We start from the raw sequence: 24,876 nt of genomic DNA, 5'->3' as shown, positions 1-24,876 counted from the left end.
CATATGGCTTCAAAATTTAAAACCTGGTTATATACATAACAAAATGCAATTTGAACTTGAAAGCACCACGATCTATATTCAATAAAATAATAAATTTGAAATTAATTATCTCCATATTCTTTGCTGTTAAAAAAATTAAAACTTCGACCATGACTCACTTTAAAAAAGTTACCAGTCCGCTGAAAACCGGTCATAATCAATAGGAAAAACAATTCCCGATTAGGAATTATTTTTAAATAATTAATGCATTAAGGATTAATTCTATCAAATACAATAAAAAAATCTACCAATCCATCTATTAATTGTTTGCCAATGCGAAAAAATATTCAATTAATTATTAATAATGTAAAATAATATAGTATCTTTCCTTCTCAAATATGAATTATTGTTTTTTGAGTGCCTGAATTTCAGAAAAATGATTCAGTAAGTTGAATCTATCTGAACCCTGAATGCAAAAGGGGGCTAACAAATTCAGGCGATGTGATTCTCACAATTATTCAACACCACCTATGAAAATTGACTTTGCAAAAGCATCTTTTAAGGATTTTGAGAATATCGAGCACTATAGTATACAACAAAGAGCGGATATTCATTATGAGTTTTTGCAGTACATGGAAAAGAAGGGGCACCTCAATTACCGCCTTTTAGGCAGTAGTGGATGTGGCCCAATGATAACACTTGAAAACGGGGATAAGTCCGGAATGGATCGGTATATAAGCCTGGTCTCTAATGATTATTTAGGATTCACACAGCATCCTAAAGTAAAAGAGGCTTCCATTCGGGCCATTGAGCAATATGGTACTGGAGCAGGCGCTTCCCCATTAATCGGAGGATACTATAGTTATCATAAAGAAATCGAAGACAAGCTGTGTGAGTTCTTTAACAGGGCACCAGGATCGGCCATTATCTATAATACAGGCTATACTGCAAACAGCTCCTCACTTATGAGCCTATTGCAGAAAGAAGATATCGCTATTGTGGATATGGGCGTACATGCTAGTGTTTATGAAGGTATCCAACTAACCAATACCAAAAGGTTTCTGCACAATAACATGGATGATTTAGAAAGAATCCTGAAAATGGTGCAGCATTCCTATCGCACTAAATTGGTTATCATTGATGGTATCTATTCGCAGGACGGCGATATGGCTAAATTGCCAGAGATCTATCAATTGGCACGTCAATATGGTGCACTTATTATGGTAGACGATGCGCACGGTATTGGAGTAATTGGCAGTAAAGGAAAAGGCGTTTTGAAGCACTATGATATGATGGACAAGGTGGACTTTATAACAGGCACTTTTTCCAAAACCTTTGCAAATATTGGCGGTTTTGTGGTATCCAATCCACATATTTCCGCGTTTTTGCAATATCAATCCAGGCAAAATGCATTTTCGGCAACATCATCACCAGCAGTAGCAGGCGTAACAACCGCCATTCGGCTATTGGACGAGGAGCCTCAGTGGCAAAAAAGGTTGTGGGAGAATATTGATCATCTCAAATCCGGTCTCATCAATCTGGGATTTGATGTTGGGACTTCCCAATCGGCCATTGTACCGGTCAAAATTGGTGATCCACATAAAACAAGTGAACTTGGAAAAATTTTATTAGAACAAGGTATATATACCAATCCGATTCTCTATCCTGCAGTGGCTAAGAAAGATGCGCGTATCAGAATGAGTGTTATGGCAACACATACCAAGGCGCAATTAGATAAAGTGCTTGAAGGATTTGAGTTTTCGGATAAAAAGTTGCATATTGCAAAAATTAAATATTAAAAATTAAAACAATGGCTAGAAAGGTAACAGATGGCCCTATCAGAAACAAGGAGAGAACCAAGGGCAGAATTTTAGAAGCAGTTGGTAAAATAATCCGCTCTGAAGGTTATAAAGGTTTAATTGTTAACCGCATTGGAAAGGCCTCCAGATTAGACAACAAGTTGATCTACCTTTATTTCGGTAATGTTGACAAGCTTGTGGAAATGTATGTAAAAAGCAAGGATTATTGGAATAATATTCCACAGGAATTAATCGATGAGGTAAATGCAAATACGATTCTGGAAAAAGAATCAGTCATTTCTATCATGGAACATCAGATGGATCATATTTATAACTCTGAGGAGTTACAAAAAATCCTGCTTTGGGAAATAAGTGAAGAAAGTCAGCTGATGCGCGAAATCGCAGACGACAGAGAAGCATTCGGTGAGACACTATTTAAAAAGTCTAAATCAACCTTCAGGAATACGGATGTAAATTTCAGGGCCACGGAAGCCTTACTGATTGGTGGTATCTACTATCTTGTATTACACGCCAGGGCAAACGGAAGTACTTTTTGTGGACTGGACATTAACAAGGACAGGGATTATAAGGCCATCAAACAGACTTTCGCCCGTCTTGTAGATTGGACATATGCTGAAGCTAAAAAGCAACAGAAAAAACACGAGAAAGAAAAAGCAAAAAAATAGTTTAAATGTAATAGGGAAGGCGCGCAATACTGCGCCTTCCCTATTTTTTTTAAAGTAAATTCTAGGCATTGCGCGATTCGCGTTTTTTCAGCGCAAATAGGCAATATCGACTACAGGCAATATTTTGCATAATTGCAGGATAGGCTTGTATGTTATATTCAGCTACCTATTCAAAGCTTACATTAACTATTTTTATTTACAAAGCTAGCTAACCTCAAATATGAAGGCGCAGCTGCTATTACAAAAAGACTAAAAATAGGTCGCAAACCTACTTACGAAAGATTCTCTGACAATCTTAGTAAGCTTAACTCGCTGTATCAGTTCAGCTGGAACAGTTTTATTCATCAAAGGTACAGTGTCATCGATTAGTTTACCTTAACTCATCCATTATTAATGGAACAACCAGTTCCGTGAAACTTCAAGGAGCTCTGGGCCATAAATTGATAGAGTCCTTTTCATTTTTCTGCTGTACCCCATCCCAAAAATAAGAAACGTATATATTATAGGAATCCTTAAAAAAGAACCCATCCGCTACGATTTTTGAATCGGTAAAAAAAATACCAAGCCTATTATGCCTATTGGACTTCATTTAATTGGTCTGTTTATTATTTTGAATTAAAAGGCCCCACTAACTAAACTAGTTAAGTGTCCTGCTATTGATAAAAGGAATTACAATAAATAGTTCAAATCTCTATAAAACTGATTAAAAGACCCCTACTAACGACTACACCACCAATTTTCTTCTCATCAGATTCAAGCTGCAACTGATATTGTACACCCTACGGCGGGAAGAACCAGAAGAAGCATTACTATTTAGCCCCCTTAATATGTATCTACCAGCCATTCGCTTAAATAATCTATTAACAATATCAAAAAATCTTTATTAGCTCAAAAACTCCTTCTTATTGCTGACATGGCTGCCAAAGCTCCTTAAACGATACATGATTGCGCACGTATGAGCTCCATTTCTCACTTTTGCGCCTTTTAATTTCTCAAGCTCCTTTATGTCTGTACAAATATATAATACTCTTTACAAGATTATAGGGGGAAAAGCGTACAAATTGATTCCTAAAAATCAAAATTTCATCATGGTGAGAACTTAAAAAATCAAAGGGGCTAAATATACAATTTTGGCCAGGGCAAATTTAATATTTAAATCCATACCCTTTAAAACCATTATGACCTCTACGTCCCAGAATAAAGTAAAATTAATTTTGGTTACCCCAAAAAATAAAATTTAAATAGTGGAAAAAAAATAAATTATTTTGACCGATTTTTATCTAAAAAACAAGCAAAATATTCAACCTAAAAGAACAGATTTTTACAATTCAAATAATAGATTGATAACTAAATTATTAACACTTGCATGGTTGCAGGTCATAAATAAAAAGAGCCTATCTCGCATAGTAGCGATAAGGCTCTTTAGATTAAAAATCAATTAGGTTTGGTGAATACAATTCAGACAAGCCGCTAAATTCACCCTACTTATCAGTCCATTTCTAAATGATCTTCTTTATTATTCAATTTGTCTTTAAGTATTTCCCGATATTGCCTGATTGATACACCTTCTAATTGCTTAAATTTTTCATTTGCATGTTTGGGATCCTTAAAACCACCGGCCATACTGATATTTATAAGTTTTTCCGTAGGGTTGTCTTTCATAAAGCACTTGATCTCCCTAATCTTTTCTTTAAGAAGAAATTCTCGAGGTGTCATCTTATAGACCGTTTTAAAATTTTTATTGAGCAGGGCGGCAGAGATAGAAAATTCCTTCTGGGCTTCAGCAACTGCATTACGACTCAAGACATTCTTCGATATATATTGCTTCACATCCATCATCTTATCCATCATCGCTTGTGGTACAATGTGCTGATTTTCTATCGAACCTGCATGTTTAGCAAAGGAGGCAATTATATCATCTAATTGCTTTTCTAAATTAATCATACTTTCATTCAAATTACTGGAAATGGCTTCCATTTGACGAAGCACTGCATTCACCTGTAAACTAAAATTCAGGTTGTTTTGTTGCTTTTCAGGAAATAATGTGCTGGTTTTCCCTAACAGCATCTGATCATAGAGTTCTTTAAAGACAGGATAGGTCTTGGCTAAGGTTTTAAAATGTTCGGGTGTAACATGAATATCAAAGGTCGACATCTGTAGGCTGGTAAAGGACGTAATCGTAAAAGGCGCCGGATTTACAATTACATTATTTGTGCCAGCAGAAGTCAGAAACCACTTACCTTCCTGAGAGAGCTTGTACATGGCTTCTCCGTCTAAAAGACAATGAAATTCAACATCGTCAGAATGCATTTTACAATATAGCTGTCTGCGATACTTTAAGAAATATTGCGAAAACCAACAAGCATAACGGCCGATTTGTAAATACTGAAAAATCATGTACTCACCTTTAGCAACTTTTATATGATAGGCCTTAGCATAGGGCAATATGCGGCAATTTACATTTGGTGGAATCGACGGTTCAACTGTTAATCTTGGACCACCCAAAATACCCACTATAGATTGTAACATTTATTTTATTTTGATAGGTAAACGATCTTTCACAAGTTTCTGAGTGGTAAATATACATAATAAATAATAATTTTATGACCTAATTTTATAAATTTTCTCAATATTTGGTAAAAATGAAATGGCAGGCCTAAAGCACTCTCCAGGCTTAATCGTTAAATTAAATAGTTTTGCAACGAGATTTCTTTTTCAAATTTTTTTGGTTGTTATCTCAATAAGTTAAAAGAAATTATTAGATTTACAGTATGGCTTGGTTTATAATTCAATCATCTACTTAAATCTAATAAAGATGGATCAACAGTTATTAAATATTATTGCTGATTTTTACCGCGATTTGCCAAGGCAGGGGCCTGGGAGCACCAGGGCGACTAAATGGGCCTTAAACAGAATAATGGAGATGGGGCCGATTGAACACGTGCTGGATATTGGTTGCGGCACTGGTGCACAAACGATGGTCTTGGGTCAGGAAACGGGAGCAAAAGTAGAAGCATTGGACAGGGTTCAGGACTTTTTAGACGTCCTGAAATCAAAAAGAGATAAACAGGGGCTGGCAGATGCAATCCGGCTGCATCATGCACAGATGGATAAATTGCCATTTGAAGCGGAGTCGTTTGACCTAATATGGAGTGAAGGGGCTATTTACAATATGGGATTTACCTATGGTCTGAAGAACTGGGGGAAATTATTAAAACCAGGTGGCTTTTTAGTGGTTTCTGAGATTTCCTGGACCACCGAGAGCCGACCACAGCTATTGACCGACTACTGGAATAACAATTATCCGGAAATGGATCTCGTATCGGCTAAGGTGCGACTGATCGAAATGATGGGATATAGTACCATTGGGGCTTTCGCTTTGCCAGCTGTAGGCTGGCGTAATTACTATGAACCAGTTTCCCAGAAACTTGACGCATTGGATGGATCAGGCAATGCCGCCTTACAGACATTTCTGGATCAAATTAAGACAGAAATCAATATATTCAATGAATATAAGCAATATTATAATTATTTCTTCTATATAATGCGGCGGCCCTAAACCATAAGAACCTGCATTGCATTCGTTGGCTAAATTTGAGTCCTATCCATTAAATAAATTTAGTTAACCACTATTTTTGTGATCCATTGAACTAGTGAGTTAAAATCTGGTAAGCCCCCTGAAATCATTATGGCCTAATAATTTCAGGGGGCTTTGTTTAAAGCTAAGATAAGTACCTGCCACAAATGACTATTACATTGCTAAGTCAAGTGATTCAATCCACATACCTAACCCTACTATCCCAGGCAAAATCAACACGACCCTTTACAATACATATATAGCCATGTCTTACTTCCTCCAATTTTTGTAAAACATAATGCCAATGAACGTAGCCGTTGTGCATAATTCATTATTCCGGCTTTTACCTCTTAAGCATACCAGTTGTATAAACCATGCAATAGAATTTATTTTTTAAATTATTGTCCTTGTTTTAGGGGCATTTTGAAGCCCCCAAAGACCATTATCCTGGAATTTTAAAAATTCATGTCCAAAAATCCACTTTTTTTTACAAGGAAAAATCAATGATATTTTATTTATTAATAATTTATATTCTTTTCATACATAATAAAAATTATTACAATTATACGGATAATGGAATTTCCAAATAAATGGCCGGTTATTATTCCCATTTTTTAAGGCAGAAATTGCCCAATCTGGAAAATATTTATTTGGTTATCAGGGGTTAAGCGCCTTATCTTTGTGAAACAAATGAAATCTAGGATTGCATTCTAAGATATTAATCACCTTTTGGTTGCATGGCTTGTTCTTGAATTTCTATCATGCATGTTTCTTTCACCTATATTGCCAGGGTAAGAAATTCATTAATAAGGGCTGCACAATGCTCGAATTTGCCAGCCATCCATGCAACCAATTTTGGTGATAATATTTACTAATCCGATTGATAAAATATAAAAAGGGAATTAAGATGGTCACAGTAGCACACAAACCATATATAAGAAATGATATACATATGTCTTTAACAAAGAGACATTCTCAAATAAATCACCTTGATCAAAGAGGGAGCGATCATCCCTCTTTTGTTTGGATGCATGAGACATTGCATGAAGAATTGTATAGGGCATCAGCATCATTGCATGCAGATGATTGGACAATCGGGATGGAAACAAAGATTGACGCACATCAAATGATGTCGGACAAATCGGATGCCATTACCACAAAAAATGAGGAGCCAGATAGCCCTCGGTCCAAACCATATACAACATGTTTGTCGGCAGACCAAACAGGACAGGATTATATTTTCACCAAAAGCAAATGCTCAGGCGTTGCAAGTTTGGAAAAAGGCTTCGGTCCTAAAAAATCGAAGCCTTATCCTGTCTTTTCTGAAAAAATAGAAGGAATTGATTACCGTAATGAATTTGCAAGGGTTCCAGCGCAGTGGATGTTGCAACAAATTAATAAGGGCAAACTTAAGATATATTTCCCTAGGCTATTTTGGCCTACTGCACCACAGCAGGATTTTGTGGAAGTTATTTTTGAAATGGTGACAGCTTACAGTATATATGGAAGGACTTGTTTTAGACAGGCACTGGAAATGACCATACAGCGGTCAGCATTGCCTTGGGACTGCCTTTCTGCCGCAAACATGGAAAATGATTTAGATGCACTGGCAGCTTTGAGTGATCGATTTCCATTTTTAAACAATGCTTCTTTCAATTAAGTAGCATAATATCTTCAAGTTTTCAGTAATTGGTAGGTTAGCCGGCCCCAACCCTAATTGGTTGGGGCCGGCGTTTTATAGAATTATCAACACACCGTTTTTAAGAATTAAATCCGCCCAGTTTAATAAAGGCAGCAGAAATATTAAAACAACAGCCTGGTTAATTTATACCATAAGCTAACATTTCTTGTCTGCATCCTCCAAAAAGCTCAGATAACCCTAAAGATAGTGCCTGTCTTCAACTTTACAGCCTATTTAACGCATTGATAATCTATCGATTTAATCAAAAAAATCAAAACAACTGATATATTTGCCTAAGGCGACGCAAAATTAAAAGTGAATGCCTTGCCATTTTTGGGGTGTCTTAATTGATACAAACCTAAATAGAACATTGGTCCTGGCCCTAAATTTGAGGTGCAAAATATTTTATAGGAGGCTAATAGGATACCCCGAATTAAAAATAAAAAATAAGATTATGAGAACAATCAATCCATGGATCAATTTCAATGGGAATGCAGAGCAGGCATTCTCTTTTTATAAATCAGTTTTTGGCGGTGAGTTTACAAAGGTGGTTCGATTCAAGGAGTTGGCCAGCCCAGAATTTCAGGTTCCGGACAATGAGGCAGACAAAATAATGTATATTGCCTTGCCCATCGGCAAATCAAATGTATTAATAGGCAACGATGTACCAGGATTCATGGGGCCCGTAAATGAAAACGAAAACAGGTCTAAAATATTTGTTGTCACTGATAGTCGCGAAGAAGCCGACAAAATCTTCCATGCATTATCAGTAGGAGGGAGTGTGGAAGGTCCTATGGGAGATAGTCCGTGGGCCACCTATGCAGGTATGTTTAGAGATAAATTCGGTATTGAATGGATAATTGAATTTGATCCGACCTCTGGTAGCAAAATTTAAACGGCATAAACACCGGCAGTTGGATTACTGGATAAGTCGTAATTCTTTAATTTAGTGCACAAAATAGCGCATAAAGCTGGCCAATTTATTGACGGCAACAAAACAAGATTATTTGTGGACTTACCGCATTCAAATCTTTATCACAGAGATTACACCAATTGCTTTAGATGCATTGAGCTACATGTTTATATTTATATGGTTAATCTGGTCAAACAATTAATACAAAAAGTTACAATAAAAACTTGCAATAAAAAAAGGGGAAAAGTCGATCGAATGGAGCCCAATCAATTTTTCCCCAGTTTTTCATATAACGAATCGAATCTTTTTCATAAGCAAGCAATCTGTGCTTGATTGTCGTTACACGTTTTCTTCCCACTTTCTTCAATCCCATAATTCGGAATGAGCGGATTGTCTGGAAGTGTATCTTATCGCTTGTTACTTTTGATAACAAACAGCGTATTTTATTTGAAAAATAATTTAATCCCTTGCTCTCTTATTTAACGCTTCAGGCTTTTAATTAGGTATCAAATTAGTTTATTTAATTTGTCTTTTAAATTTGTTTATTAAATCGTTATTACATCATATATTAATTCAATTAGCTTCTTCATTAGCATTTTCACTGACGCTTATTTCCCCTTCATTGTAGTTACATCATTCACCAATTCAAGTCTCGCTGTTCATGAATTTCCAATTTCATATTTTTCATGCAAATTTTCCTTCTGGTGAATTACACTACAAATATCTGAAATATTCTGGAAAAATAAATACCATTTTGGGAGAATGTTTACAGCATAAATTTGTGACTTAATCCCAAAGTTTTGATGCAAATAAATATTTGTTTTTTAGTCTAAAAGCGCGTCCTATAGCTATTTTTAGCCCATTACACTGTATCTTTATTATCCAGCTTGTGCTTTTTTCGATATTCCTTAGGAGTGCACCCTTCAATCATTTTAAATGTTCTGGCAAAATGACTTCCCGTATTAAAATTCATGATCATCGCATAATCATCATTTGTCAAATGTCTTTGGTCAACCATCAGGGATTTACATACTTTGATCCTTTCTTTGAGTACAAAAGTGCTAGGCACTGTTCCAAATAATAATTTAAACCCTTCTGTAAATTTTTTATGCCCCATCATCGAATCAACATGTAAATTCGCTAATGGAATTCTTTCATTCACACTTTGCGTCAAAAACTCCTTCGCTTTGATCAATCGTTTTACATCCTCAAAAGAGTAACTATAATCACATTTTACCCCCTCATTATGCAGAACAGAACTTAAAAATTTACTCAGGAGTTCTTTATTACCATTGCCATCAAATAAAGACCGATTGCACTTTTCAATAATCTCTGTAATCATGCCCTGTACAGGCAGATTTTTGGAAGCTGCATGTTTAAATAATTTGGCATTGATACCTGCACTAAAATAATGCATCCAGTTTCTGAAAGAAGGTTGGTCCGCAATCAAATCTTTAAAAGTTGGCGTAGTCAGGTGCACATCAAAGGTAACCAGTGGTGTCGTATCAAATTTAGCAACGGATTTTATTTTTGGATTATACAATATATTGTGATCACCCGCATTAAAATGTTGCCACTCATCATTGTTATTTTTATAGAGTGCATAGCCTTCAATAATATTATGGAATTCTACCCCAGAAACACTGCCTTCACAGTATATAGTCGTTCTTTTATTAAAAACATAATGGGATATCCAGATATTCCATACACCACCAGGAATTTGCTGGAATAGCATATAGCCACTCTTGCCTACCTTAATATGATATGCTTTCGCCTCTGCTATTGCATATTTTCGTAACTTTTGTGGCACACCTTGTTCAATAGTCAGCAGTTTATGCTGCTCGTCGAAAAATTTCAGATCATTCATAAATAAAATTTCATTTTATTAGACAACAGACATTACAGTTTTTTCTGTCGCCATGGCATTATAAAACTTAAATACAATTAGATGCCCTCAGTTTGAATGCCCTGGATCAGCCTTTATATAGGTACATCAGGACTTCAATAATAACGGACATTTTTCACATGTAAACTAAATCGTCATCAACGATCAATCAAATATAAATAACTATATTGATTTATAAGCATTTAATGTAAAAAATATAAGACGTATTTTTTTACTTTTCTGTAGTCGTTGACTTAATTAATTGTATTGTAATATGTTGTGTGATTTTTTGCCGCTAATAAAAATAAAAAATATTTTGAAAAATATGAAATTATCTATTCAAATGACTGCTACTCATTAAAAATGACTGCTGAATTGATAGGATCCAGCGCTACTTATATAAACAGGTCAGGTTTATTTGACCATCGAGGAATCTACTGTAGTGGCCGTATCCGTTATAGGTGGCAAGGTGCCATCATGCTGTTGATTTGCCATGGTTCTGTCATTGGATCTGTTTTGTTGCACGGTATCATAATGCCCTTCTTCAGAGCCTTCATCGTAACGGTCATGACAACTTTGAGTAGTACACAAAAGACCCATTGCAAGCGCAATGGCAAGACTGGTTAAAAATTTTCTGCTTCGCATGATCTGAGATTTTTATTGAATGGAATTGTTGAACAGTATAAACGCCCCAAATTACATTCCAAAAGCGGGACACGATGACTGCCTTTAACAGGGACACTTTAGTCTAGATTAAAAGAGCCCCTGGAGAACCAGGGGCAATTTACAAGTACAATAGTGAGGTATTGTCGGATTCCTCCCACTGTAGCTATTACCAGTAGGAGCTGACTCTACTGGATTATATATATAATTATTTATATTTAATATTACAATAAATACTTGTTAATCAATCTCTTTTATTGAATAACTACTTTATTACATGTACTCAATATATTTGGCTTCTTTACTGGGCCATGACTGATCATGAAAATGTCATGGATGTTGATTATTTTTTGTCTCATTACAAATGTAAAGAATATCCTAAAATCAACAAATTAATTATAACACTTTCCTAAATCACAATTCCAAAATTCTGATTTACAGTATGTTAGAAACATTTAAACGTTAAATTTAGTTTTATATAGCGTAACAATTCATGGAGATAATTCACAAAATCTAAGCAGCTGGTTTTTATCTTCTCCCTCATTACCGATAAGTCAAAATACCATTATTTACGATCGCAACCGAGGTGTAGGGGTGCTCCGTGGTTTTAGAAGTCCCCATAATGTGGCAGACCCGCCATCCTTTTACTTTCATAAAATCGGCAACCAGCGCCCGGTGGCAACGCCACCAGAGCGCTTCTGAACACATAATGGCCGTTGTTTTTCCGAGCGCCAATACCTCTAATTCACCGACAGCCTCTAAAAATGCAGGCGTTTCCATATAATCGGCATAAGCGCTGAAAGACGGATGGCGCCATCGGGTATTTAAAGAATTTTTGTTCGGCCTTCTTCTACCGCCCAAAGATTCCATATGCTGATATTGAATGCCATTTTGGGGTAAACGAATCGCTAGTTGGCTTTTACTGAACTGAGGCCACTTTTAGACCCCGGAAACCGCCTGATATCCACTAGTAATTCGATCTTTTGAGCTGCTAATAATGCCAAAAATTCGCTTTCTGATCGGTTTGAATGACCAATAGTAAATATGGTACGTGGTAAGGTTATCGCTTCTGGGGTCAGCATAAGACAAAAGGGTAATAATTCATTGATAGTAATACAGATTTATGCTGCAATTTACCCACCAAAATGGAGTTTATATCAATTTTTGTATTGTTTTAGACGATCCGTATGGGTAGGGTTGCCAAAAGTAATCAGTCCCTCCATGCGCAGCAGCCCCAAAGTGCTTGCTTAATTTCATAACAATTGTTATATTTACATTTGTTTGGCAATCGTGTCGTACGCTCTATGCCCATTTAGCAAAACGGTGTAGGGTAGTGCGCTTGACCGATCAATTATATCATCAAAAATCATCCATAAACCATGTGCTTTAAATCACAAAAACACTGCAATCGAAAAGCTATTAAAAGGGGCGTCGGGCTACTAAGTGCCTTATTATTAACTACCGCAGCCAGGTTGTTTTCCCAAAATATGACCGCCCAGCAAAGCACAAAAACCATTACCATTGACGCCAGGGCGCCCAGGATCCAGGTCTCACCGACCATGTGGGGTATTTTTTTTGAAGATATTAATTTTGCTGCTGATGGTGGTATTTACGCAGAATTGATTAAAAACCGCTCCTTTGAGTTTGACGATCCTTTTATGGGGTGGCGGAGACTGGAACAAAAAAATAGTCCGATTAAAGTGGATTTTAATGGTAAACTACTGATAACTAGTAGAGGAACAAGTCAACCGCACACAGGAAATCATCGATATGCACACATTGATCTATCAGGTTATTTTGGATTGGAAAACGAAGGATTCAGGGCCATGGGCTTTAAAAGTGGGGAGCCGTATCGTTTTACCGCGGCTTTTAGACTTAAAAAAGGCACATCCCTTGCAATCCAACTTGCCGTGGTCAACGATTCAGGGATCGTCCAGTTCAAAACACCATATAAGCCGCTTGCCGCTACAGATACGTGGACAACTTTTGAAGAGGTATTTACAGCCACTTCGACCATTAATAAAGGTAAACTACTGATTTTGTTTAAAGGAAGTGGGGCATTAGATGCAGATATGCTCTCTTTATTTCCAGTGCATACCTGGAAAAACCGTCCCGGGGGCCTTAGAAAGGATTTGGTTCAAAAGCTGTATGACCTGCATCCAGGTTTTATTAGGTTTCCGGGGGATGTATTGTAGAGGGCAGAACCCTTGTCAACCGGTATCAATGGAAAAATACAGTAGGTCCGGTGGCAGAGCGCACAACGATTGCCAATCGTTGGCAGACAGAATTCAAGGCACCGCGCAATGCACCGGATTATTATCAGTCTTATGGCCTGGGTTTTTATGAATATTTTCTACTGGCAGAGGATTTGCACGCCGCGCCCTTGCCCATATTAAATTGCGGTATGGCCTGCCAATATAACTCTGGCGAAGTGGCCGCAGATCTGGAGCCTTATATTCAGGACGCCCTGGACTTGATAGAATTTGCCAATGGGGACACTTCAACTCCGTATGGACACCTGCGCGCCAAAATGGGGCACCCAAAGCCTTTTCACCTTAAATATCTGGGCATAGGCAACGAACAATGGGAAAGTCAGTACTTTGACCGTTATAAAATCTTTGAAAGTCGATTAAAACTGGCACACCCAGAAATACAACTCGTATCCGGCAGCGGCCCTTACAATAGTGGTAAATGGTTTGATGATGCCTGGAGTACCCTTAGAAAGCTCCATCCAAGCCTTATTGACGAACATTATTATGCGCCACCTGAATGGTTCTTAGACCAAGCCGGACGCTATGACGATTATGACAGAAAGGGACCAAAGGTTTTTGCCGGGGAGTATGCCGCGCATGGCAAATCCGGTAAGGCCCCGGAATCTGCCAATAGTTTTTACAGCGCACTGACAGAAGCAGCCTTTATGACCGGTCTGGAAAGAAATGCAGACGTAGTCCGCATGTCTTCCTATGCACCGCTGTTAGCCAATGTAAATGCCTGGCAATGGCGGCCCGATTTGATCTGGTTTGACAATCTGCATTCCATAGCGACACCCAACTATTATGTACAGCAAATTTTCTCCCTCTCCAAAGGCACAGAGGTATTAGCAACAACAAGTGCCAAGGCACCCTTAAAAGGGCAGGATAGCTTATATGCCAGTACCACGCTAGATAGTACCACCGGAAAAATCTATATCAAACTGGTGAATGTAAGCAATAGCAGTAGAGCCCTTACTTTTAGGATAAAAGGACTAACTACGCACAGTAAAAGCAGCTCCATACTCGGAAAATGGACCCTATTTACGGCAGATAGTCCTCAAGCCTATAACAGTTTACAACAACCTGGGCTTGTTCGACCTGTTTACCTTAATTTTGGCCAAAGCAATCTAATGAAGCGAAAACAATCCCAAAAGGATAAAAATAAGCCTGAACAGTTTTTGGGTTATCCCTTGCCCCTTATTAATAACATAGGTGATGACCTGCAGTTAAAGGTTACGACTCCTGCTGGGGCTGTAAGTGTGTTTGAGCTATCACTCAATCCGCAAAAAGCCATACATCGGCATATAAACAACACCCGGCAGCGGCATAATTGATAACGATTTTATTTGCAAAGCGACAGCAAAGGCAGCCTTATTTTAAAAGAAGATGGCATTACATTTGGCATTTTTCTACAAATAGCAGCCAGCGCTGTCGTTTTCTTTGCGCAGCTGCGTTTTTGATTTGGATCTAGATTTTATTTTTACAACCGTTCATCCAAGTAATCGTCACTAAATTTCAATAAAGATTTATTGCATATTAAATAATATTATATCAGATGGAAGAAACCTTCACCTTACCGATACATTATAAAGGCCGGGAGACCTCAATTGAATTTACCTTCCGAAAGCTGGGCTATACCTATAAGATATTTGCCACCATAGATGGACATCCGATGCAGTTTGAACCGGATGAAGAAGGAAGTTTCAGGGCTACACTTGCCGATCTGCAAGGTGACAGGGCACATCCAACGACTACCCGCAATCCAGACCGGGGATTGATAGAGGCAATTATACAAAGACTCACCGTTGAGTTCAAATAAGATAAAATTACTAAATTAATTAAGTAAGTAAGTAACCGCTAACTGCAAACTGGTTGTTCCCCGTTTTTTCCGGCAAATAAAGTATATTTGGCCAGCGCAAAATCAAAGTGGCTTATCCAGTTGTGTACACTAGATTAAACAAGTTGATAAATTATTGATCCAACAGACTAAATCATAAATATATTCCTATGGCAATTAAAACTGCCCGTTTTCTTGTAGTATCCATACTAACTTTAGGCGCCCTGCCAATGGATAGTATGGCTTCCACTGACCATTTCAATACACCGGGATCAGCGGAGGTGATTTTATCTCAAAAGGCTAAGGTGCAACAAAAAGAACCTGGCGATACCCTTACCATCGCCGATCCGACTATTTTCCCTTATGGCGGTAAATATTATTTAATCGGCACCTCCGGGGATCACAGCGTATCCCGGGGATTTAAGGCCTTTGCATCCAAGGATTTGCTCCATTGGCACCGGGTAACTATGCCCAATCAACCGAACTATCTTGTGCTGGATAGCGCTCAAAGTTTTGGCAATAAAGGTTTTTGGGCGCCACAACTACTGTTGCCTCCTGGCACTGGTAAAAACAAAGCCGCTCCAAAAAAGGTCCTGATGGCTTACACTGCTAATGAACAGATCGCCATTGCTGCGTCAATAAATGGCATTAAAGGCCCATTTACCCAAAAGACACAAAATACCGATTCCCAAACCAGCAAAACAGGCAATGGCTTTACCAAACTATTTACAGACGGCTTTAAGCATATAGATCCCTTTATTTTTACGGATCCGGTAACTGGCAAGCACTATATTTATTATGTCAAGCTGGATAAAGGCAATAATATTTATGTCAGTGAACTTAAACTGGATCACGAGGGAAGCATCCTGGTGCAAAAAGGCACTGAAAGGCCTTGCATACACGCTACAGCGCACTGGGAGAATACCGCAGGTTCCAGCTGGCCAGTTACAGAAGGTCCAACAGTGCTATACCATAACGGGTATTATTATCTTTTCTACAGTGCCAATGATTTCAGAAACGTGGATTATGCAGTAGGATATGCCACCTCTAAATCTCCTGTTGGGCCCTGGGTCAAATCTACAGACAGCCCGCTGATATCACGCAGCCTAACCGGGCTGAACGGCACAGGACATGGAGATGTCTTTCAGGACAAAAACGGTCAGTTTTATTACGTTTTTCACGCCCATAATGGCCCTCAAAGCGTCGGACCGCGCAAGACTTTTCTGATCGGTTTTGCCTTTACGCAAAATATAAATGCAGGGCAGCCGGACAAAATACAGATGGACTTTAGCAGTGTCCATCCACTACTTGTCACTAAGGAAAAGCAGTGGGAGAAATAGCAACAGTAGGCTGATTAGATTTAATGCTGTACCGGCTGATGCGCTCTGGAAAAAAATCAGACAGCGCGCTTATTTTATTTATTTTTGTTAACAAAGCTGACACAAAGTAGTCATGACGGGCTTAGATGATCAAAACTTGTCCTGCGCTAGTCACGTCAGATGAGGAAGGCGGGTTTGTTTAACCGGCAATTTGTAGAGATAATTGCCCAATCTGTCCTAAAAAAAGCCAGGTTTGACAAAAGGGAAGTTGTAATCCTTAAATGTCCCCTAAATCCTTGTTAACCCGCCCCTATAAATTACCTTTACAGCAAAATTACTTTTTGACAAAAACCCTTAAAATAGCACTCAAGACCTTACTATGGGTAGTGGGATCCATTATTGTGATTCTGGTCTTGGTTATATTACTACTGCAAGTCCCTTCTGTACAGAATTATATCCGTAAAAAAACAGTAACCTACCTGGAGCATAAACTGGGAACCAAAGTAGAGATTGGTTCTATTTACCTAAACTTCCCGACTACTTTATCGGTTAAAAAAGTTTACCTGGAAGACCAGAAAAAGGACACTTTACTCTTTAGTCAGGATCTGGAAGCCAGGATGAACCTATGGAAACTCTTTAGCAAAAGACTAGTGATCGACCAGATCCAATGGCAAGGGGTTACGGCTAAAATTGATCGCACCAAAGACAGTGTTTACAATTTTGATTATATCATCGCTGCATTTGCAGATTCCACGGCCACATCTACCGATACAACTGAGTCTTCCAGCAGCTTTGCCATCGATCTGGACAAAATCAGTCTGGACCGGATCAGACTAGTCTATAATGATTCGGTGGATCAGAATTATGTTAGTCTCTATCTGGGACATTTTGACACCAAAGTATCGCGATTTGACCTTGATAAAATGGATTTTGCCATTCCCCAAACGCATCTAAGTAATGTACAGGCATCCATTCGGCAATTGGCCCTCAGCGAGGCTTCGCCTCAGGCAGATACAGCGACCACACCACTGAACATGTCCCTGTCTATTGGTACGGTAGATTTGTCAAAAATCGGGTTAAGTTATCAGTCCCTGGAAATGGATGCAGGCATTGACCTTGGGCGTCTTTTGGTTCAATTTGATAAAATAGATCTGCCTAAACAAAAAATCGGCATCCGGCAGATTCTGCTGGACACGACCAGCGCTGCACTTGTAATGCGGAGTCCAAAAACAGTGACCAAAGTAGTTAGCGAGACAGCCAGGCATATCGACACCTTGATTACACCGGCCACCACCATTGAGCAACCCTGGTCTGTTACCCTCAACAAACTAGTACTGAGTGATAACCATGTACGTTTTGACAATCAGGATATGCCTGCTGAAAAAGAAGGGCTGGATTATGGCCATATGGACTTACAACATATCAATGCCCGAATGGAGGACTTCTATTTTGCCACTGACTCCATGCAAGGTTCACTCCAGCAACTCAGTTTTACAGATAAAAGCGGCTTTACGGTAGATAGTCTGAGTGGCCTGTTTTTCTATGGCCCAAAAGGCGCCTGGCTTAAAAAATTCTATCTCAAATTACCAGGCAGTATTTTGCAGCGTCAATTAGCCATTACTTACCCCTCCATCGACGCGGTAGCAGCAAATCCTGCGCTTTTAGGCCTCCATGCGGATATTGACGGAAGCACCATCGCCGTCAAAGATATCCTGATGGTCGCCCCATTTTTAAAAGCCTATCCGGCCATTACAAATTTCGGATCAAGTGTCGTCAAATTAAAAGCAAAATTAGAAGGAAAAGTGGGTGACTTAAATATACCGACACTTGCCATCAGCGGACTGGGAAATACTAGCCTGAAAGCCTCCGGCCATCTCACAGGTCTGCCCGATCCCAATAAGACTTATATGGACCTCGTTTTGTCTGAGTTACAGACAACAGGAGGTGATATTTTGAAAATGATGCCCGCGGATGTAATGCCAGAGGGATATCAGCTACCCGCAAGCCTTAGTGCAAACGGCACCTTTAAAGGAACAATGGACCGCTTTAATACAAGGTTAGCTTTAAATACCAGTGATGGTAACGCTAATTTTGATGGCGCCATTGATATGCGACACCCCGATCAGGAAACCTACCAGGGCAACCTCACAACAACTAGTCTTGATATCGGTAAAATGGCCGGCATGCAGGATATGGTAGGCAAGCTCACTTTACATACGGATCTAAAAGGCAAGAGCTTTAATCCCAAAAAGGCTAGCCTGGCCTTAAACGGTGTAATTAATCAACTGGGACTAAAAGGATATACCTATCAGAACCTTAATTTTAAGGCGGTGGCCGATCAAGGCAAATATAAACTTGAGGCGAACCTGCCGGACCCGAACCTGCATTTTAATCTTATAGCGGATGCAGATTTGAGCGGAGGTGCGCCTGTTGCACATCTTGATCTTCAATTAGACAGTGCTGATTTTAATCAGCTGCATTTAACAACCGACACCTTAAAACTGCATACAAATGTGCAGGCAAATTTTGCCAGCGCTGATCCGGATTCTTTAAACGGGCAGCTGAACATCAACAATCTCCTGCTGGTCTCCGGTCAAAAGCGTCTACAGGCAGATAGTATCCGTTTTATCTCAACGGCCACCAAAGATTCAAGCAGCATGCTACTGGACGCGGCAAGCCTTGGGCTGGTCGCCTCCATGCACGGTCAATATAAATTAACCAAACTGGCTCCGGCACTGCAGGATCTTTTTAATCATTATATAGCGGTAGACAGCCTGCCTGCGCTGCCGGCGGCCACTAAGGCTTTAGATAGCAGTGCCTTAGCCACCAGGCACAGACGCCATCCCCGAACAGCGGTAAATAAGGAGAGCAAACCCGAAAATGAACTAAAAGACCATCAGCCGGCGCTCGATTCCACGGATTATCAGCGAGTTGATTTTAAAGCAACCATTTTTAAAACGCCTTTAATTGCGGGTTTTGTACCAGATTTAAAACAATTGGATACCATTCACCTGGCGGGTCATTTTGACAACAAAACACCGGCCCTGGATATTAAAGGCACCCTACCTGCTATTGTCTATAGCACAGACACGCTAACTAAAGGTGGCATTGCTATCCATGGTGACAAAAGCCAATTATCCTATAAAGCCGGATTTAAGCATATTGCGGTAGGAGATATGGTGCAACTGCATGAACCCAGCCTTACCGGAAGTGTTAAAAACAATCAGCTCTCCAGTATATTAAATGTCCACGACGTTGCCGGTAAAGATTATTATAAACTAGGTGCGTTAGCCACCGTTAAAGGGAGTCAGCTCCAGCTGAAATTATTGCCCGATAGTCTGTTACTGGATTATACCCCCTGGAAGGTAGCCTCCGATAATTTTATCCAATACGATTCAACTGGACTTATGATCCATAATTTCAGGATTTCGGATCAGGGGCAGGAGCTTAGCGTACAAAGCGAGCCTGAAAATGGAGGCGCCCCGTTAAAAATCAATTTTAAGGACTTTAAAATCGAGACCTTAACCAAAATTGTAAATCAGGATTCCATCCAGATAGGCGGCCTTATCAGTGGCCAGGCAACGGTTGATTCAGTGATGAGCAGCCCGCTTTTAACAGCAGGTGTTAAAATCCAGGATCTGAACTTTAAAACCGATACCATCGGGAATATTCAGCTTGATATTGACAATAAGGTAGCAGGCAAGTATCAGACCCATATAGCTATTACCGGGAGGGCAATCAGGTAGATTTAACTGGCGCCTATTATACTGACCCTGAAAGCAAAATGGATTTTGAGCTGAATATGCAAAAGCTGGCACTTAAATCCATTGAAGGGCTGACACTGGGCTATCTTAAGAATATGAGTGGCAGCCTGGACGGTAAGTTGCGCATCCAGGGAACAACAGACCTGCCGAAAATCAACGGGACATTGCATTTTAACCAGGCAGCTTTTAATGTAGCCATGCTAAATGCTCCCTTTACCATGCCCGATGAAAAGGTAGGCTTTGATGAGCAGGGAATTTTGTTTGATAAGGTGCATATTTTGGACCAGCAAAAAAACCGTTTGACGGTGGATGGACGCATTAAAACGACCAATTACCTGGATTATGGCTTTGGTCTGAAAATCAATGCCCGGGATTTTCAGGTCATTAATAGTACAAAAGCAGACAATCCGCTTTATTACGGCAAGCTTTATATGGATGCCCGGATGAATATCGGGGGCAATATGATGGCGCCGGTAGTGGATGGCACACTGGGAGTGCGAGATAAAACAGATTTGACCATTGTGGTGCCCAGCGCTGATCCATCGGTCGAAGAAAGAGAAGGGGTGGTACAGTTTGTCAAAAAGAACAGGCAGCCTAACCTGGATTCAATTATGATAGAAAACCAGCTGGATTCACTTAGAAATACGGCAGTTCAGGGAATGGATATCTCCGCTACAATTAATGTAGATAAAAATGCTTTGTTTTCTATTGTACTAGATGAGCGCAACGGAGATATGGTGAAACTAAGAGGAGAGGCACATTTAAACGGTGGTATAGACCCCAGTGGCAAGACCAGTCTTACAGGTACCTATGAGGTAAACGATGGGTCTTATAATCTGTCCTATGCCACTGTGAAAAGAAATTTTAAATTCAAAAAGGGCAGCACAATTATTTGGACAGGCGATCCTACCAGTGCCAATGTGGATCTGACGGCAGTTTATATAGCCAATGTTCCGCCGCTGGATTTGGTGGAAAACCAGCTTACAGGTACTGAAAACACGGTGCAGTTTAAACAGAAACTTCCCTTTGAAGTAGATTTGATGATGAAAGGCGAACTACTCAAGCCGGAACTTTCCTTTGATATTACCCTGCCCGATGATAACTCTAAGGTGAATGTATCCAGCGAAGTTACCGGTGCGGTAAACACGCGCCTGGCTCAGATAAGAACCGACCCCAATGAAATGAATAAACAGGTACTAGGTGTACTGGTGCTCGGTCATTTTATCGGCGATAATCCGTTGCAAAGCATGGTGGAAGGCCAGACAGTGGAAGGTGCGCTGAGAAGTAGCGTATCTTCGCTACTCTCTGACCAGTTGAACAGACTCGCAGATAATTTAATCAGTGGGGTAGACCTGGACTTTGGTCTGACTTCTGGGGAGGATTATTCTTCCGGCACGGCCACCAATAGAACGGATTTAAATGTGGGGGTTTCCAAGAATTTTTTAAATGACCGGCTGACTGTCAGTGTGGGTAATAATTTTAATCTGGAGGGCGCCCAGGCGGGAGAGAAGGCGACCAGTATTGCAGGCAATGTCTCCATTGGCTATAAACTCAGCCGGGATGGACGTTATCTGTTAAGGGCCTATCGCAATGATCATTTTATCGTAATTCAGGGACAGGTCATAGAAACCGGCGTAGCGTTTTCCATGACACTGGATTATGATAAGTTCCGCGAGATCATGAAAGGAAAGACAAAAAAACAAAAAGAGTGGCGGCGTAAATTTAGAGAGCGTCGGCGTAAAGAAAAAGCAGCTGAGGACAGTGCAGCAGCAGCCGAAAGGCAAAGTGCCCTAAGCGAGCAGAAAAGCGAAAAGGATTTAACTAAACAGGATGAGGAAGCTGAATCTGTGCAGCAACAAATAGATCAGCATGATGCTCAGGCCAAAAAAGAAGAGGAGCAGTAAGTAGTAGAAGTAGTAATGGTAGAAGTAGCAGCAGCAAGTGTAGCGAAAGTCATAGCCCGAAAGCAACAGCAATTTAGGAGCCGTCCGGGCATGAATTTGGTAACAAGGCGGGGGAGCAGCAGATAATGAAATTCAATGTGTAAAAATTTGATAAGAAAGCCAGTCATGGTAGTAGAAAAAATAAAACAATACAGCACTAATTTACTGTCCAGCAGCCGTGGCAAAAACAGCAGCTGGCTGGTTTTAGTGTTGGCGACAGGTTTTATGTACTGCCTTAGCAGTTGCAGCAATACCCGGTATCTGCAAAATGGCCAGAAACTGTATACAGGTAGTAAGCTAGAGATAGAGAAATCCCCTGAAATCACTGCTAATGAATCCAAGGATTTAAAAGAGCAAATGGAAGAACTGCTAAGGCCGGTGCCTAATAGTTCATTTCTGGGCATGCGCATTAAACTCTATATATATAATAAGACAAAAACAGATAAAACCACGGGTATCAAACACTGGCTGAATCAAAAATTTGGAGAACCACCGGTGCTTGTCAGTGATGTAAATCTGGCTAAAAACAGTGAGGTGCTGCAGGGGTATTTACAAAATAACAGTTATTTTCAGGCGGGGGTGAATGGCAGTTTGGATACAACCGCCAAAAAAGGGTCGGCAGTATACAATATTTTGGCCGGGCCGTCTTATCATATAGCCAGTGTCAGCTTCCCCAAAGGCAAAGACTCTTTGAGATCGGCCATTAATAAAGCCACTCGTAGATCCATATTAAGAAAGGGCAAAAAATACAATCTGGATGACATTAAAAATGAACGGGTACGTATTGATAACCGGTTGAAAAATAAAGGTTTTTACTTTTTTTCACCGGAGAATCTACTGGTTAAAGTAGACAGTACTGTGGGAAAGCACCAGGTGGACATGGATATGATCGTGAAGCCTGAGACGCCCGATAGGGCCAGAAAGATTTATACCATTGACAGCATTTTTATTTATCCTGGTTATTCACTCCGGGACACGGGTCGACACAAGTCTATCATGGAGCATTATGGTTGGTATAATGTGGTGGATCCCCATCATACCATTAAGCCCTATGCCTTTAAAAATACGGTACTGTTGCATCCCGGTGATACTTATAGCCGTCAACTCCATAATAACAGTATCAACCGGATGATTAACCTGGGCCCTTATAAATTTGTCAAAAACAAGTTTGTCCAGCATGAGGAGGATTCTGCCAAACTGGATGTATATTATTATCTGACTCCTTATAAGGGTAAGTCTTTGCAACTGGAACTGCAGGGCAGAACGACTTCGGCCAATTTCATGGGTTCACAGATTAATATTAACTGGAAAAACAGAAATGCCTTTAAGGGTGCCGAGGCTTTTACCATCGGATTATTCGGTAGCACCGACTTACAGATGGGAGGCAGCACCAAAGGTAATAATGTTTATCAGGGAGGGATTAAAACAGGGATCACCTGGCCCAGGTTTATCAGCCCTTTTAACTTTAAATCTGATAATGCCTATATCCCGCACACCAATCTGACCCTCGGATACTCGATCAACAGGCGGGTTAAATTATATACCCTGAACTCATTTACCGGCTCTTTTGGCTATGAGTGGCGGGAAAATGCAAAGCGTTCCCATCAGTTGAACCTGATTAATATCACGTATGTAAATCCAACAGGGGTCTCGGCCGCTTATGCTGACAGTGTTAAACACAGCCAGAATCCGACCCTGGCTCATGTTATTGACAAGCAATTTACTTTTGGACCCAGCTATAGCTACACAGTAACCAATACGGCACAGAGCTATAAAAGGAACACGTATTATTATAATGCGGCCATAGATCTGTCTGCCAACTTATATGGTTTAATCAGCGGCGCAAACGCTGATAAGGGCCATATAAAAGAGCTTTTCGGGCAACCTTTTAACCAATACGTCAAAATTGAAAATGAATTCCGGTATTTTAGAAGGATCTCCAGAAAAAGTAAATTGGCAGCCCGGCTGATGGCAGGTGTCGGTATTCCATATGGCAATTCTACGATTCTGCCTTATAGCAAACAATTTTTTATTGGCGGTTCTAATAGCCTAAGGGGCTTTAGAGCACGCTCATTGGGTCCAGGCACCTATAATGTAGCGGACGCCTATGCAGGTAGCGACTTTTTCCCTGATCAGTCCGGGGACATTAAAATAGAAGGAACGGTTGAATACCGGCCACATATATTTGGCTTTATGGAAGGTGCTGTGTTTACAGACTTTGGTAATATCTGGCTATTTAACGCCAATGACGGTCAACCGGGCGGCGTATTTAACGGGCAGTTTTTAAATCAGATGGCAGCCGACGTTGGGGTAGGGTTGCGGTTCGACCTGACAGTTTTGATATTGAGACTTGATCTGGGTATGCCGATTCGCAAACCCTGGTTGCCAAAGGGAGATAGATGGGTATTTGACCAGATTGATTTTGGCAGCAATAGCTGGCGCAAAGACAACCTGATTTTTAATATTGCCATAGGATATCCATTTTAGTCTACGGCCGACATTTTTACAGAAAATACAAAGGAGGTAAAAGCATCCCAGATGGGTACTTTTTACCTCCTTTGTGCTATTATCCTGTAGG

At 39.9% G+C, this 24,876-nt stretch carries 16 protein-coding genes; 12 read left to right on the top strand and 4 right to left on the bottom strand.

The window, feature by feature from the left end; genetic code table 11:
• Nucleotides 1–509 precede the first annotated feature (509 nt).
• Nucleotides 510–1,778 carry an aminotransferase class I/II-fold pyridoxal phosphate-dependent enzyme gene (locus FSB73_RS19410; RefSeq protein WP_146786018.1) on the top strand — a complete coding sequence of 423 codons (1,269 nt, stop codon included), beginning with the start codon at nucleotides 510–512 and terminating at the stop codon, nucleotides 1,776–1,778.
• An 11-nt stretch (nucleotides 1,779–1,789) separates the two neighbouring features.
• The gene (locus FSB73_RS19405) at nucleotides 1,790–2,464 is read left to right on the top strand and encodes a TetR/AcrR family transcriptional regulator (protein WP_146786015.1); all 675 of its coding nucleotides are present in this window, start codon (nucleotides 1,790–1,792) and stop codon (nucleotides 2,462–2,464) included.
• Between the two features lie 1,488 nt (nucleotides 2,465–3,952).
• Here the strand turns inward: FSB73_RS19405 and FSB73_RS19400 are convergent.
• Nucleotides 3,953–4,993, bottom strand: a complete 1,041-nt coding sequence (locus tag FSB73_RS19400; RefSeq protein WP_146786012.1) for a helix-turn-helix domain-containing protein — start codon at nucleotides 4,991–4,993, stop codon at nucleotides 3,953–3,955.
• A 286-nt stretch (nucleotides 4,994–5,279) separates the two neighbouring features.
• Between FSB73_RS19400 and FSB73_RS19395 the strand changes: the two genes are divergently transcribed.
• From FSB73_RS19395 to FSB73_RS19385, 3 genes are all read left to right on the top strand, one after another.
• Nucleotides 5,280–6,023, top strand: coding sequence for a class I SAM-dependent methyltransferase (locus FSB73_RS19395; RefSeq protein WP_146786009.1), 744 nt, complete (start codon nucleotides 5,280–5,282; stop codon nucleotides 6,021–6,023).
• A gap of 898 nt (nucleotides 6,024–6,921) precedes the next feature.
• Nucleotides 6,922–7,701, top strand: a complete 780-nt coding sequence (locus tag FSB73_RS19390; RefSeq protein WP_146786007.1) for a hypothetical protein — start codon at nucleotides 6,922–6,924, stop codon at nucleotides 7,699–7,701.
• A 475-nt stretch (nucleotides 7,702–8,176) separates the two neighbouring features.
• Nucleotides 8,177–8,617 (top strand): VOC family protein, encoded by a 441-nt coding sequence (locus tag FSB73_RS19385; protein WP_146786004.1) that lies wholly within the window; start codon nucleotides 8,177–8,179, stop codon nucleotides 8,615–8,617.
• A gap of 880 nt (nucleotides 8,618–9,497) precedes the next feature.
• Here the strand turns inward: FSB73_RS19385 and FSB73_RS19380 are convergent.
• The 3 genes from FSB73_RS19380 to FSB73_RS19370 form a co-directional block, all read right to left on the bottom strand.
• Nucleotides 9,498–10,502, bottom strand: a complete 1,005-nt coding sequence (locus FSB73_RS19380) for a helix-turn-helix domain-containing protein (RefSeq protein WP_146786002.1) — start codon at nucleotides 10,500–10,502, stop codon at nucleotides 9,498–9,500.
• A 432-nt stretch (nucleotides 10,503–10,934) separates the two neighbouring features.
• Nucleotides 10,935–11,165 (bottom strand): hypothetical protein, encoded by a 231-nt coding sequence (locus tag FSB73_RS19375; protein WP_146785999.1) that lies wholly within the window; start codon nucleotides 11,163–11,165, stop codon nucleotides 10,935–10,937.
• Between the two features lie 561 nt (nucleotides 11,166–11,726).
• Entirely contained in the window at nucleotides 11,727–12,068 is a 342-nt protein-coding gene (locus FSB73_RS19370; RefSeq protein ID WP_262712668.1) for a DUF488 domain-containing protein, read from the bottom strand.
• A gap of 494 nt (nucleotides 12,069–12,562) precedes the next feature.
• Here FSB73_RS19370 and FSB73_RS19365 point away from each other — a divergent pair, with 494 nt between their 5' ends.
• The 7 genes from FSB73_RS19365 (at nucleotide 12,563) to tamL (ending at nucleotide 24,785) form a co-directional block, all read left to right on the top strand.
• Nucleotides 12,563–13,378, top strand: a complete 816-nt coding sequence (locus FSB73_RS19365; protein WP_146785996.1) for a carbohydrate binding domain-containing protein — start codon at nucleotides 12,563–12,565, stop codon at nucleotides 13,376–13,378.
• Nucleotides 13,372–14,769 carry an alpha-L-arabinofuranosidase C-terminal domain-containing protein gene (locus tag FSB73_RS19360; RefSeq protein ID WP_394344858.1) on the top strand — a complete coding sequence of 466 codons (1,398 nt, stop codon included), beginning with the start codon at nucleotides 13,372–13,374 and terminating at the stop codon, nucleotides 14,767–14,769. The genes FSB73_RS19365 and FSB73_RS19360 overlap by 7 nt, the downstream gene beginning before the upstream one ends.
• Nucleotides 14,770–14,990: 221 nt before the next feature.
• Nucleotides 14,991–15,254 (top strand): hypothetical protein, encoded by a 264-nt coding sequence (locus tag FSB73_RS19355; RefSeq protein WP_146785990.1) that lies wholly within the window; start codon nucleotides 14,991–14,993, stop codon nucleotides 15,252–15,254.
• A gap of 188 nt (nucleotides 15,255–15,442) precedes the next feature.
• A complete protein-coding gene (locus FSB73_RS19350) occupies nucleotides 15,443–16,612 on the top strand; it encodes a glycoside hydrolase family 43 protein (RefSeq protein ID WP_146785987.1) in 1,170 nt (389 codons plus the stop codon).
• A gap of 320 nt (nucleotides 16,613–16,932) precedes the next feature.
• Nucleotides 16,933–20,337 carry a DUF748 domain-containing protein gene (locus FSB73_RS19345; RefSeq protein WP_146785984.1) on the top strand — a complete coding sequence of 1,135 codons (3,405 nt, stop codon included), beginning with the start codon at nucleotides 16,933–16,935 and terminating at the stop codon, nucleotides 20,335–20,337.
• A 38-nt stretch (nucleotides 20,338–20,375) separates the two neighbouring features.
• Nucleotides 20,376–22,259, top strand: coding sequence for a translocation/assembly module TamB domain-containing protein (locus tag FSB73_RS19340; RefSeq protein ID WP_146785981.1), 1,884 nt, complete (start codon nucleotides 20,376–20,378; stop codon nucleotides 22,257–22,259).
• A gap of 165 nt (nucleotides 22,260–22,424) precedes the next feature.
• On the top strand, nucleotides 22,425–24,785 hold the full coding sequence (gene tamL, locus FSB73_RS19335; RefSeq protein ID WP_225974189.1) for a translocation and assembly module lipoprotein TamL: 2,361 nt from the start codon (nucleotides 22,425–22,427) through the stop codon (nucleotides 24,783–24,785).
• The last annotated feature ends 91 nt before the right edge of the window (nucleotides 24,786–24,876 follow it).

The organism is Arachidicoccus ginsenosidivorans (assembly GCF_007971385.1).
GTDB classification, from domain to species: Bacteria; Bacteroidota; Bacteroidia; order Chitinophagales; family Chitinophagaceae; genus Arachidicoccus; species Arachidicoccus ginsenosidivorans.
Note: the sequence above shows the minus strand (reverse complement) of the source record. Positions and strands in the feature narration are given on the sequence as shown.